Raw genomic sequence first — 13,024 nt, 5'->3', positions numbered from 1 at the left:
GAGGAAATCGAGCCATGAACGCCTCCGCAATCTCGCCGGCTCCGGCTCCGCGGAAGGCGGGCCCGATCCGCATTGCCGTCACCACGGGCGAGCCGGCCGGCGTCGGCCCCGAACTCACCGCCGCCGCGCTCGCGGGCGCGGCCGCGCACTGGCCGAACGCGCAGTTCGTCGTGCTCGGCGACCGGGCGCTGCTCGAAGCGCGCGCGAAAGCGGTGAGCGTCGACTGGGCCGCGCTGCTCGCGAACCAGCCCGTCGAAATCGAACACGTCGCGCTGGGCGTGCCGGTTCAGGCCGGCAAGCTCGACGCCGCCAACGGCCGCTATGTGCTCGCGCTGCTCGATCGCGCGATCGACGGCGCGATGGCGGGCGAGTTCGACGCCATCGTCACCGCGCCGCTGCAAAAGAGCACGATCAACGACGCCGGCGTACCGTTCACCGGCCACACCGAATACCTCGCCGAGCGCACGCGCACGCCGCGTGTCGTGATGATGCTCTCGGGCACCGGCGCGCGACCGCTGCGCGTGGCGCTCGCGACCACGCACCTGCCGCTCAGGGACGTGTCGGCGGCCATTACCGTCGACAGCCTCGTCGAAACGCTGCGCATCGTTCATCAGGACTTGCGTCAGCACTTCGGCGTGCCGCTGCCGCGCATTCTCGTCACCGGCCTCAATCCGCACGCGGGCGAGAACGGCTATCTCGGCCGCGAGGAAATCGACACCATCGCGCCCGCGCTTGCCAGGGCCACGGCCGAAGGCATCGACGCGCGCGGCCCCTATCCCGCCGACACGCTGTTCCAGCCGCGTTACCTCAAGGACGCCGACTGCGTGCTGGCCATGTTCCACGACCAGGGCTTGCCGGTCCTCAAATACGCGACGTTCGGCGAGGGCATCAACGTGACGCTCGGCTTGCCGATCGTGCGCACCTCGGTCGACCACGGCACCGCGCTCGACCTCGCCGGCACCGGACGTGCCGACGCGGGCAGCCTGGTCGCAGCCCTCGACACGGCAGTATCAATGGCGCGTCACCGGCGCGGCCTCTGACAGATCCAGAAACGATGTCCAATAGCAGCAGACAGCACCAGGGCCACTTCGCGCGCAAGCGCTTCGGCCAGAACTTCCTCGTCGACACGGGCGTGATCGACTCGATCGTCGACGTCATTCGGCCGCAGCGCGGCGAACGCATGGTCGAGATCGGGCCGGGTCTGGGCGCGCTCACCGAGCCGCTGATCGAACGCCTCGCCACGCCCGAAGCGCCGCTGCATGCGGTGGAACTCGACCGCGATCTCATCGCGCGGCTGAAGAAGAAGTTCGGCGCGCTGCTCGAACTGCACGCGGGCGATGCGCTCGCGTTCGACTTCGGCGCGCTGGCGGCCGAGGGCGAGAAGCCGTCGCTGCGCATCGTCGGCAATTTGCCGTACAACATTTCGAGTCCGCTGCTGTTTCATCTCGTGACGTTCGCGGAGCGCGTGATCGACCAGCATTTCATGCTGCAAAACGAAGTGGTCGAGCGCATGGTGGCCGAGCCGGGCAGCAAGGCGTTCGGGCGGCTCACGGTGATGCTCCAGTATCGCTACGTGATCGACAAGTTGATCGACGTGCCGCCCGAGTCGTTCCAGCCGCCACCCAAGGTGGATTCGGCGATCGTGCGCATGATCCCGTATGCGCCGCACGAACTGCCGAAGGTGAACGGCGCCGTGCTCGGCGAACTCGTGACGGCGGCGTTCTCTCAGCGGCGCAAGATGCTGCGCAATACGCTCGGCGATTACCGCGATCGGCTCGATTTCGACGCGCTGGGCTTCGATCTCGCGCGCCGCGCCGAGGAAGTGCCCGTCGACGAATATGTGCGTCTTGCGCAGGCGCTCGAAAGCGCGGGTTGATCGCCGGGGTTGATCCTCGCCGATTGGATTGCACCGATTGCGTCGATTGCTTGAATCGCTTGAATCGCTTGAATCGCTTGAATCGGGCCGCCTGAACCGCGCTCGAAACGCTCAAACGCGACGTTTGGCCGGCGCGTTCACGAGCGCGATGCCCGCGAGCACGAGCAAGGCGGCCGCCAGAAAGCGGCTGCTGAACGATTCGCCGAGAAGCAGCACGCCGAAGGTCACGCCAAAGAGCGGCGTGAGAAACGAAAACACCGAAAGCCGCGACGCCATATAGCGCGTGAGCAGCCAGAACCACGTCAGATAGCTCACGAACGCGACCACCACGGCCTGATAGCCGAGACTCATCACCGCGAGCGGCGTGATCGCGCGTAGCTCCAACTGGCCGATCTGGCCGATACCTGCCGCGAGCGCGAGCAGCACGACCGCCGACACCGCAAGCTGATAAAAGAGCGCCTTGCTCGCACTGACGTGCGCAAGCGTGCTCGAACGCACGACGACCGTGGTCGCGGCCCACGCCACGCCGCCCAGCACGCCGAGCGCGTCCCCGGCAAGACCGACGAGCATCGCGTGCGTATCGGCGGCAGGACCGCGGTGCGAGAAACCGTCGGCGAAGGCGAGCGCCATGCCCGCGAAAGCGACCGAGATGCCAAGCCATTGCGTGCGGCGCATGCGCTCGCCGGGCGCGAACCAGTGCAGGCCGAGTGCGGTGAAACAGGGCGCGGTGTAGAGAAACACGGCCATGCGCGTGGCGCTCGTCATCGTCAGCCCGACGAAGATGCAGACGAATTCCGCCGCGAACAGGCCGCCTGCGAGAAGGCCCGCGGCCAGCGTGCCGTCGGCGCGAAAGAGCGGCACGCCGCGAGCGCGCGTCCAACCCCACACGAGCAATGCGGCGATGGCGGAGCGCACGCCCGCCTGGAGCACCGGCGGCACCGAAGCGTTCGCGCTTTTGATCGCGACTTGCTGAAAGCCCCAGATCGCGCACAACGCGACCATGAGGACGACGGCCTGGGTGTCGGGCGCGCGGCGCGCGGGCAAGGCGACGGTGCTCATCGAAGGACGCTCGGCGAAGAAGGCTGGAGCGTAACGATAGCAAAAACCTTACTGCCGGCCGACGAAAATCCCCACGCCGCTCGCGCGCGCGAGAACGGAATGCGGCGTTAGCCGGCGCTATCGCGCAGCGCTTCGTACGCCTTGAGCTGGCTATAGACGATACGCAGCACCGAAAGCTCGCTCGCCGAGCGCTGCGCCGCGCCGCCGCGACGGATCAGGTCGCCGAGCACGTGATCGGCCTCGATGCGCGAACCGTTCTGCACGTCGCGCAGCATCGAAGCCGTGAGCGGCGAGCCCGTTGCGAACAGCATCGCGCGCGAGCGTTCGAGGAAGCTGTCGCGCACCGCGTGGCCGTGTTCGGCCGCGATTGCACGGCATTCGGCGAACAGGCGCTCGATGGTCGCGGCGCCGTCGGGGGTCGCCAGAATCGCGCCGACGGGCGCGCGAAAGAGGCACGTGCTGCCCGCGAGCGTTGCGAGAAACACCCACTTTTCCCACATGTCCAGCAGGATGTGCTCGCTCGCCTTGATGGTGAAGCCGGCGTTGCCGAACGCGTCGGCCACGGCTGCCACGCGCGGCGAGATGCCGCCGCCGAGTTCGCCGAAGGTAATCGCCTGGGAATCGTTCAGATGCACGATTTCGCGCTGTTCGTTGAGCGTCGACGCGATCAGGCACACGCCGCCGAGCACGGCTTGGGTGCCGAAACGCGCTTGCAGGACTTCGAGATGACGCATGCCGTTGAGCAGCGGCAGGATCAGCGTGCCGGGACCGACGGCGGACGCGAACGAGTCGATGGCGTTCTCGAGGTCGTAGGCCTTGCAACTGAGCAGGATCAGGTCGAACGGGGTTTGGAGCGTGGCTTCGGTAACAGTCTTGACGTCGCGCAGGGTGAGATCGCCGCCGGCCTTGCTGCGGATCACGAGGCCGTTGTCGCGCAACTGCGCGGCGCGCGCCTCGCGCACCAGAAACGTCACGTTCCGCCCGGCAGCGGCGAGGCGACCGCCAAAGTAGCCGCCTGTCGCGCCCGCACCGACAACCAGAATCCGCATGTCTCGCTCCTTGCTTGTTGCTTACGTTCAGTCAGCGAAATGGCCTCGATGGGTGTCGCGGCCATTTCGGGATGGCGATCATGCTAGTGCAAATCGGCGGATTTTGCCGCCACGACAGGCGCAACGGGATTTTGGTACAGTCGCGCTTTTCACGATGGCATAACGGAGTTCCCCATGCGCCTCTTGCACACGATGATTCGGGTCGGCGACCTCGACCGCTCGATCCAGTTCTACACCGAGTTGCTCGGCATGAAACTGCTGCGCCGCGAAGACTACCCGGACGGCAAGTTCACGCTGGCTTTCGTCGGCTACACGGACGAGCGCGACGGCACGGTGATCGAACTCACGCACAACTGGGATACGCCTTCCTACGATCTCGGCACCGGCTTCGGGCACCTGGCGGTTGAAGTGGATGACGCGTATGCGGCCTGCGCGAAGATCAAGGAGCAGGGCGGGACGGTGGTGCGCGAAGCCGGCCCGATGAAGCACGGCACGACGGTGATCGCGTTCGTGACGGACCCGGATGGGTACAAGATTGAGTTTATTCAGCGGAAGTAAGTAGGAGTTATCTTGTCCAGCATCAGAATATTCTGATGCTGGTGTTTCGAATGAAAATCTATATTGTGATTTAACTAGATTTATCAAAGATTAATAAAATAGCAAATCTGGTCAATTAAATTTAAAAGTCCGTTGTAAATTTGCGCTGGGCATCTAATAATTTCGAATCCCCCGCTTTCCAATTTTTCGAAACCCCTTCTTTAAAGGGGCCATGAGCAAGTGCCTTCTCAGCAAGGCAGGTTCGTGAAAAATTTAATTCGTAGTGCGAAATTAATCTAAATGACGCACGTATATTTCAATGTATTACGGGATTAGCGGCCCATTTCCATGGAGAAATGGCGAAGGTGTGATTAGCAGGACTAGCTATTTCGGACTCTTCCTATATACGGGAGTGACCGCGCCGACGAGACTTTCTCCCTTAGTCTTTAGTCGTAAAAGCCGCTTATGAAAGACGATCGGCTCGGCGTCCGCAGCGGGAAAAACGGTTACCGGAACCGTTGCGTGGCAGCCTCGCGCGTAGCAGAAATAGCGTGGGCGTACACATGCTTGCTTTCCCCGGCTGATATTTACCGCTTCCCGTTTCATTTTCCCGATCACGCCGCGAGGCCGATTCTTTGCGAACGAATCCTTCGGGAAAGAGGGCCTTCGGAGTGCCAACGGTGAGGAAGCGGGCTCGCAACGACGCAAGCAACGATTCATTCATGGGGAATTTCATGCACCTGCCTGCACAGAGCTACGCCAATACGTCGCCTCGTCATGGCAACGCATTGGCGCGCGCATCGGATATCTTCCTGATCGCGCTGAGCGCACTGATCAGTGCGCGCGCGGCAGCGACGGCGGTGAGTCCGGGTTACGACAATGCACTCGTCGCTTTTGCTTTGCTTCTTTCTGTGCTGCTGTTCCCCGCGTTCGGTTTGTATCAGGCTGTGTACAGGCCGTATTTGCTGCGCTGCGTTCTGGCGCCCGTGTTCGCATGGGTGTTTGCGCTGGCCGGCGCGCTGCTGGCCGCACTCTTCGTCTGCGAGCCATACCGGCCCGACACCGGCTGGATGTTGCGCTGGGCGTTGCTCTCCGGCATCGGCATCACGGTGCGGCGGCACGTTTGCGCCGAACTGGCGCGCCGCCGCGCGGAGCAGGGAACGCGCGCGGTGGCGATTGTCGGCAGCGGGGAGCGCTGCCGGCAACTCTTGTACAAGGTCGAGTCCACACCCGGTTCGATGTATCTCGTCTCGACGACCTTCGATACCGGTGTCGCCGAAGAGAGCGCTACGGGTTCAACGCCCGCATTCCGCGACCGACTGGCATTCGCCGACTATGTGCGCCGTTACCAGGTGAAGGAAGTCTGGCTTGCGCTGCCGCTGTCGGAAGAAAAGACAATCCTCGAATTCATCGAGTTGTTCCGTACCGACCTCGTGGATATTCGCTTTATCCCCGACGTCAGCGGAATGGCGCTTTTCGACGGCGAGATGGTCGATCTGGCCGGCACCTCGGCGATCAATCTTGTCGGCTCGCCGTTGTCTTCGGACGCGCTGGCGGCGAAAGAAATCTTCGACCGCATTTTCGCGTTTTGCGCGGTCGTGGCGCTCTCGCCATTGCTCGCCGCCATTGCGCTCGCGGTAAAGCTGTCGTCGCGCGGGCCGGTGCTTTTCACACAAAAGCGCAAGGGCGCGAACGGCAAGGTTTTCGACATCTACAAATTCCGCAGCATGCGGGTACATGACGCCGCCGAAGGTGTCGTCAAGCAGGCCACGCGCAACGATCCGCGCATCACGCGCGTCGGCGCCTTTTTGCGCCGCACGAGTCTCGACGAGCTTCCGCAGTTCTTCAACGTGCTACGCGGCGAAATGTCGGTCGTGGGGCCGCGCCCGCATGCCATCGAGCACGACAGGCTCTATCAGAACATCGTTGATAACTATATCCACCGTTATCGCATCAAGCCGGGCATTACCGGTTGGGCGCAGGTCAACGGCTTTCGTGGCGAGACCGATCGCATCGAAAAGATGCAGGGACGTGTCGAACACGATCTTTTTTATCTAAGCAACTGGTCCTTTGCGTTCGACATGCGCATCGTTGTCGCAACGGTGTTCAAAGGACTGGTACACAGCAACGCCTATTGATCAGCTGGAACGCAGAAGTGTTGAAACGAACGAGAGTGCTGTCCCGCCCCCCTTCGCGAAGTCAGAGCCGCGAAAGCGTCCATCGGATGTCGACTTTGAGCGCTACGCTCGTCCTTTGCTTGACGATGGGCGCATGCGCGATTGCGCCCGGCATGCGCATGACGACGTCCACCTCCGCCTCCGCAACGGCAACCGATGGCGCAGCCTCCGCCAAGGTGGCGAGTGCCACTGGTGCAACGCCCGAAATTCCCATCACGGAACTCGACGTCGCGGCCGTGCAACGCATGCAGGCCGAGCGTCTCGCGAAGCAGCAGGAACAGGTCAAGCTGCTTTCCGGCGCGCCGAAGCCATACGCGATTGGTGCCGGCGACGTGTTGCAGATCGTCGTATGGGATCACCCGGAGATCGCCGCCGCCATGGGCACGGGCGGTTCGCAGGCCTCGTCGCGTCCCGGCGATCCGTTTTCCGGCTTCACCGTCGACCAGACCGGCGATTTGCAGTTTCCCTATGCCGGCGCCCTGCACGTGGCGGGTCTGCGCCCGGAAGAAGTGCAGCGACGGCTGACCGCGGCGCTTGGCAAGTATTTCGTCAAGCCACAGGTCACGGTCCGCATGGCGTCGTACCGCGCGCACGAAGTGTACGTTGACGGCGAGGTGCGCAGTCCCGGCGTCGTCGCGGTGAACGATGTTCCGATGTCGCTGTACGAAGCAGTTGCACGCGCCGGCGGATTCGCGGATACCGCGGACCAGAGCGACGTCGTGCTGGTCCGCGACGGCGCTTCGCATCGCATCGACCTCACGCAGATGCTGGCGAACGGCGTGAGCCCCTCGCGGCTCTACCTGCGCCCCGGCGATCTTCTGCGCGTGGTTGCGCGTGACGAGAACGATGTCTATGTGATGGGCGAGGTCAACAAGCCTATTTCGGCAATTCCGCGTCGCACGGGCCGAATCACGCTGGCCGACGCCATTGCGCAGGCCGGCAGCGTGAACGCCTCGACGGCAGACGCGGCGCAGATGTTTGTAATTCGCGGCTCTCTGAGCGGCTCGCCGCAGGTGTTCCATCTCGATGGCCGCTCGCCGGTGGCAATGCTGGTGGCGAAAGAATTCGACTTGCAGCCGAAGGATGTCGTTTATGTCGACGGCAATGGTCTTGTCCGCTTCAATCGCGTGCTGTCGTTGCTCATTCCCGCCATTAACGCAGGCTTGACCGCTGGGGTACTGGCGAAATGATCGACCGCGTTCTGGTGGTGTGTGAAGGCAACATCTGCCGCAGCCCTCTGGCTTGCGCGATGCTGGCAAAAGAGTTGCCGGATATCGGTTTCAGTTCGGCCGGCACGCATGCGTTGGTGGGAGAGGGTGCGGACCCGCTCGTGCTCGAAATGGCGCAGGAGCGCGGCGTACCACTCAAGGATCATGTCGCCACGGCGCTTACGGCGGAGCGGGTACGCAGCGCCGATTTCATCCTCACGATGACGAAGGCGCAACGTGAGCAGATCGAAATGGCATGGCCGTACGCGCGTGGAAAGGTCTATCGGTTAGGCGAAAACGAAGGCATCGACGTCGTGGACCCGTATCGCCGGCACCGCGCGGCATTCGAACTGGCGTTTGCGCAAATCGAGCACGGCGTTGCGCATTGGCGCGGTGTATTGGCAGGACTGGCTCACTGAATCATGACTCTTCTTAAGCAAAACCGTTCGGCCGAGCAGGCGGACGACGATGAAATCGACCTTTCCGAGATCTTTGGCGCGTTGCGCGAAAGTTGGAAGCAGATCGCCATCGTGATGGTTTGCGTGCTGCTGCTCGGTGCGATTTACGCAGTGTTGGGTACACCGGTCTATCGCGCCGACGCGATGATTCAGGTGGATGACGATTCGGGCACTGGGTCGATCAACGACAAGTTGGGCGATCTTGCATCGTTGTTTCAGAGCAAAGCCACGGCAGACGCGGAAATCGAATTGATTCGCTCGCGTCTGGTGGTGAGCGAGACCGTCAGTCGCCTGCATCTGGATATCAGCGCAAAACCTCATTATTTTCCGTTGATCGGCGCCGCGATTGCACGGCGCTCGCAGGGAGAAAGCGGTCTGGCCAAGCCTTTGCTGGGTTTGGGTAGCTATGCATGGGGTGGCGAGCGCATTGGCGTTTCGGTATTCGACGTGCCGGCCGATTCTTACCAGAAGCGCTTCAAGCTGCGCGCGCTCGACGATCAGCGCTATGAGTTATCCGATCCCGACGGCGACGTCTTTATTCGAGCGAAGGTTGGCGAAGTCGCAACCGGCATGATGGCGAAAGGTGCTGTGCGCATAGCGGTGTCGTCGCTCGTGGCGCGACCCGGAACGCACTTTGACTTGATGCGTTATTCGACGCAGCAAACCGTGGAAGAGTTGCAAAATAAGCTCGATATTGCGGAGAAAACCAAACAGTCTGGAATCATTGGCGTCAAGCTCGATGGCGAGGACGCGCAACGAATCACGGCCACGATCAACATGATCGCGAGCCTGTATGTGCAGCGTAACGTTGATCGAAAGTCGGCGCAGGCGCAACAGATGCTCGGCTTTCTCGGCGACCAGCTTCCGCAACTCCGCTCGGATCTTGATCAGTCGGAGGCGCGCTACAACGCATTCAGAGAAAAATCTGGCGCCATCGACCTGGATGCACAGGGCAAGCTTCTGCTCCAATCCGTTGTCGATGCCAAATCTCATCTTGTCGATTTGCAACAGCAGCGTGCCGAGCTGGTTCAGCGCTACACCCCTTCTCATCCGATGGTCGCGGCCATCGACGCACGCATTGCCGAGCTGGAACACCAACAGGACCTATACGAGCGTCAGGTGACCGACCTGCCGCAGACACAGCAGGAAGCGTTGCGCTTGATGCGCGACGTGAAGGTCAATACCGACCTCTACATGAAGCTGCTCGACAGCACGCAACAGTTGCGCGTGCTGAAGGCTGGCCAGCTCGGCAACGTGCGCACGGTGGACTTTGCGGTCGTGCCTGAGGAGCCGGTACGACCGAAGAAGGTGCTGGTGATTCCGCTTGCCGCTGCGTTCGGACTGCTGATCGGTTGCGTCGTCGCACTCGGCCGACGCATGCTACACCGTGGTCTGGAAAGCCCGGCTGAAATCGAGCATGCCGTCGAAGTGCCGGTCTACGCCATCATCTCGCACAGCGAAAAGCAGATCGCACTCGAACAATCGGCGCGCCGCAATCCGACCAAACCGGGCGTGCTTGCCGCAGTGTTCCCGGACGACGTTGCGGTCGAAGGGCTGCGCAGCTTGCGCACAGCCCTTCAGTTCGGCGTACTCAAGCCTGAGAACAACATTGTGATGATCACCGGGCCACGTCCCGGTGTAGGCAAATCGTTCGTCTCCGTGAACCTCGCGACGGTGCTCGCGGCGACCGGCAAGCGAATCCTGCTGATTGATGCCGACATGCGGCGCGGCGATGTTCACGCGTACTTTTCGATCAACGGCAAACCCGGTCTCTCCGACGTGCTGATGGGACGCGAGCCCGATTCCGTGATTCATCGCCAGGCGCTGCCGAACCTCGACGTGATGATGGCCGGCGCGGCGCCTGATCGACCATCGGAGCTGCTGTTGCGCGAGCGTTTTTCCGCGATGCTCACGTCGCTTGCCACGTCCTATGACATGGTGATCGTCGATTCGCCGCCAGTCCTCGCAGTGACCGATCCGATGCTGATCGGCAAGCTTGCGGGCGCGACGCTGATGGTCGTGCGTTATGGCCGCCACTCCGCCGCCGAACTGCGCGAGACGACCCGTCATCTTTCCAATGCGGGCGTTGGTGTGGATGGCGTGCTGCTGACGGATGTTCCGCAGCGGGGCGCTGCGTACGGCGCTTACTCCGACTACCGAAAGAAAGTCGACTGACGCGGGATCTGGAACTATGCGGCTTGTCCGCGAAAGCTCACGACGATGAAACAAAAAGTACTACTAACGTTCGGAACACGTCCCGAGGCGATCAAGATGGCGCCGCTCGTCCGGCGCCTGAAATCCGATCCGGGTATCGACTGCAAGGTATGCGTGACCGGGCAACACCGGGAAATGCTGGACCAGGTACTCGCGCTTTTTGATATTGCGCCGGACTTCGATCTGAACATCATGAAGCACGGTCAGGATCTTTACGATGTGACGACATCGATTTTGTCCGGCATGCGCGCGGTACTCGATGAAGCGAAGTCGGACATGGTGCTCGTGCATGGCGATACGACCACCACCATGGCAGCGACGCTTGCGGCGTTCTACAAGCGTATTCCCGTCGGTCACGTGGAAGCGGGGCTGCGCACCGGCAACCTGCTTTCGCCGTGGCCCGAAGAAGCGAATCGAAAACTCACGGGTGCGCTTGCAACGTTGCATTTCGCGCCCACGGAGCGCGCACGTGAGAATCTGCTCGCGGAAGGTGTGAGCGACGCCTCGATTGTGGTGACGGGCAACACGGTTATCGATGCGCTATTGCACGTGCGCGAGCGCCTTGCCAGCGACTCGACCCTGCGCGAGGAGGCGCAGCGCCTGCTGCCCGATTTCGCCTCAGACCGACGTATCGTGCTGGTCACGGGCCATCGGCGAGAGAGCTTTGGCGATGGCTTTGAGCGCATTTGCACGGCATTGGCTCAGCTTGCCCATGCGTATCCCAATGTCGACATCGTCTACCCCGTGCATCTGAACCCCAGCGTGCGCGAACCGGTAAATCGCCTGCTTACCGGTATTGCCAACATTTATTTGATCGAGCCGCTCGACTACTTGCCGTTCGTGAGCCTGATGGATCGCGCACACCTGATTTTGACCGATTCGGGGGGCATTCAGGAAGAAGCGCCGTCGCTGCGCAAGCCCGTGCTCGTGATGCGCGACACAACGGAGCGACAGGAGGCAATTGATGCCGGCGTCGTAAAACTGGTCGGCACCGATGTGCGCGCGATTGTGGATGGCGTTTCGCAGTTGCTGGAAAACGACGCCTTGTACACCACGATGAGCCGCGGCGATAACCCTTACGGCGACGGCCATGCTTGCGACCACATTGCTGACGTGCTGAATGCGCGCTGGAAATCCGCTTTGCGCGCAGCGTGAAGCCAACGACTCTCAAGGCATCAATATCATGAACTTCGAAACGATCTCGGTGGTTGGGCTTGGCTACATCGGCTTGCCTACGGCGGCGGCATTTGCGGCGCGCCGCAGGAAAGTGGTCGGCGTGGACGTGAATCAGCATGCGGTGGAAACCATCAATCGCGGTGCTATCCATATCGTCGAACCCGAACTGGACATGCTGGTGCATGCGGCAGTGACCCAAGGTTACCTGCGCGCGACGACTGTGCCGGAACCCGCTGATGCTTTCCTGATTGCTGTCCCGACACCGTTCTCCGAAGGGCACAAGCCTGACCTTTCCTATATCGAAGCGGCTAGCCGCGCGGTGGCACCGGTACTCAAGAAAGGCGATTTGATCGTGCTTGAATCGACCTCGCCGGTGGGGGCGACTGCGAAGATGGCCGAGTGGATGGCGGAAATGCGCCCCGACCTCACGTTCCCGCAGCAGATGGGCGAGGCGTCGGACATTCGCGTGGCGCATTGCCCGGAGCGCGTGCTGCCCGGCCACGTCATTCGCGAACTGGTCGAGAACGACCGGGTGATCGGCGGAATGACGAGCCGTTGCAGTGAAGCCGCGCGAGAACTCTATCAGGTGTTCGTGCGCGGGGAATGCATCATCACGGACGCGCGCACGGCTGAGATGTGCAAGCTCACCGAGAACTCATTCCGCGATGTGAACATCGCGTTCGCCAACGAACTTTCGCTGATATGCGACCGCCTCGACATCAATGTGTGGGAACTGATCAAGCTGGCAAATCGCCACCCACGCGTGAACATTTTGCAGCCTGGCCCGGGCGTGGGCGGTCACTGCATCGCGGTGGACCCGTGGTTCATTGTCGATTCCGCGCCGGAGCAGGCACGTTTGATTCGTGCCGCTCGCAACGTGAACGACGAAAAGCCAAATTGGGTGGTCGAGCGTGTGGAGCGGGCCGCGAAGCGCTTCCGCGAGCCGGTGATCGCGTGTCTGGGTCTCGCGTTCAAGGCAAATATCGATGATCTTCGTGAGAGCCCGGCGGTGGAGATCGCGAAGGAACTGGCTCAGCGTTTCGCGGGGCAGGTGGTGGCCGTTGAGCCGAATATTCGTGAATTGCCGGCGGGGCTGCAAGGCGCGCTGCACCTTTGCGATTTGCGTACGGCGTTGGCTGAGGCCGACGTGATTGTGATTCTCGTGGATCACGCACAATTCAAGCAGGTTGATCCGATTCGGATGCAGACGAAGGTGGTGATTGATACGCGAGGGGTTTTAGCTTGATCGGAGCGGCAGTGCTTTCCACGC

At 62.0% G+C, this 13,024-nt stretch carries 11 protein-coding genes; 9 read left to right on the top strand and 2 right to left on the bottom strand.

Going from position 1 to position 13,024, the window contains the following annotated elements; translation table 11 throughout:
* The first annotated feature begins 14 nt into the window (after positions 1 to 14).
* Together pdxA and rsmA are read left to right on the top strand one after the other, a co-directional pair.
* Entirely contained in the window at positions 15 to 1,040 is a 1,026-nt protein-coding gene (gene pdxA / locus U5805_RS22510) for a 4-hydroxythreonine-4-phosphate dehydrogenase PdxA (RefSeq protein WP_322105711.1), read from the top strand.
* A 14-nt stretch (positions 1,041 to 1,054) separates the two neighbouring features.
* On the top strand, positions 1,055 to 1,876 hold the full coding sequence (gene rsmA, locus U5805_RS22505) for a 16S rRNA (adenine(1518)-N(6)/adenine(1519)-N(6))-dimethyltransferase RsmA (RefSeq protein WP_322105710.1): 822 nt from the start codon (positions 1,055 to 1,057) through the stop codon (positions 1,874 to 1,876).
* 111 nt (positions 1,877 to 1,987) lie between these two features.
* Here the strand turns inward: rsmA and U5805_RS22500 are convergent, their stop codons facing one another.
* Positions 1,988 to 2,935, bottom strand: coding sequence for a DMT family transporter (locus U5805_RS22500; protein ID WP_322105709.1), 948 nt, complete (start codon positions 2,933 to 2,935; stop codon positions 1,988 to 1,990).
* Between the two features lie 107 nt (positions 2,936 to 3,042).
* Complete coding sequence (gene panE, locus U5805_RS22495; RefSeq protein WP_322105708.1) at positions 3,043 to 3,984, bottom strand: 2-dehydropantoate 2-reductase; 942 nt, start codon at positions 3,982 to 3,984, stop codon at positions 3,043 to 3,045.
* A 174-nt stretch (positions 3,985 to 4,158) separates the two neighbouring features.
* On the opposite strand from panE, the gene gloA reads away from it, so the two are divergent.
* The 7 genes from gloA to wecC all read left to right on the top strand — a co-directional run bounded on the left by gloA (position 4,159) and on the right by wecC (position 13,000).
* Positions 4,159 to 4,542 (top strand): lactoylglutathione lyase, encoded by a 384-nt coding sequence (gene gloA, locus U5805_RS22490; RefSeq protein ID WP_322105707.1) that lies wholly within the window; start codon positions 4,159 to 4,161, stop codon positions 4,540 to 4,542.
* Positions 4,543 to 5,255: 713 nt separating this feature from the next.
* Positions 5,256 to 6,659 (top strand): undecaprenyl-phosphate glucose phosphotransferase, encoded by a 1,404-nt coding sequence (locus tag U5805_RS22485; RefSeq protein WP_322105738.1) that lies wholly within the window; start codon positions 5,256 to 5,258, stop codon positions 6,657 to 6,659.
* Positions 6,660 to 6,811: 152 nt separating this feature from the next.
* Positions 6,812 to 7,888 carry a polysaccharide biosynthesis/export family protein gene (locus U5805_RS22480; RefSeq protein ID WP_322105706.1) on the top strand — a complete coding sequence of 359 codons (1,077 nt, stop codon included), beginning with the start codon at positions 6,812 to 6,814 and terminating at the stop codon, positions 7,886 to 7,888.
* Entirely contained in the window at positions 7,885 to 8,325 is a 441-nt protein-coding gene (locus U5805_RS22475; RefSeq protein ID WP_322105705.1) for a low molecular weight protein-tyrosine-phosphatase, read from the top strand. Before U5805_RS22480 ends, U5805_RS22475 begins: the two co-directional genes overlap by 4 nt.
* 3 nt (positions 8,326 to 8,328) lie before the next feature.
* Positions 8,329 to 10,539 carry a polysaccharide biosynthesis tyrosine autokinase gene (locus U5805_RS22470; RefSeq protein WP_322105704.1) on the top strand — a complete coding sequence of 737 codons (2,211 nt, stop codon included), beginning with the start codon at positions 8,329 to 8,331 and terminating at the stop codon, positions 10,537 to 10,539.
* Between the two features lie 45 nt (positions 10,540 to 10,584).
* On the top strand, positions 10,585 to 11,733 hold the full coding sequence (wecB, locus tag U5805_RS22465) for a non-hydrolyzing UDP-N-acetylglucosamine 2-epimerase (RefSeq protein ID WP_322105703.1): 1,149 nt from the start codon (positions 10,585 to 10,587) through the stop codon (positions 11,731 to 11,733).
* 28 nt (positions 11,734 to 11,761) lie between these two features.
* Positions 11,762 to 13,000: a UDP-N-acetyl-D-mannosamine dehydrogenase gene (wecC, locus tag U5805_RS22460; protein ID WP_322105702.1), complete on the top strand. Its 1,239-nt coding sequence runs from the start codon at positions 11,762 to 11,764 to the stop codon at positions 12,998 to 13,000.
* Positions 13,001 to 13,024 lie beyond the last annotated feature (24 nt).

The sequence above is a fragment of the Paraburkholderia sp. J41 genome, assembly GCF_905220235.1.
Taxonomy (GTDB): Bacteria; Pseudomonadota; Gammaproteobacteria; order Burkholderiales; family Burkholderiaceae; genus Paraburkholderia.
Note: the sequence above shows the minus strand (reverse complement) of the source record. Positions and strands in the feature narration are given on the sequence as shown.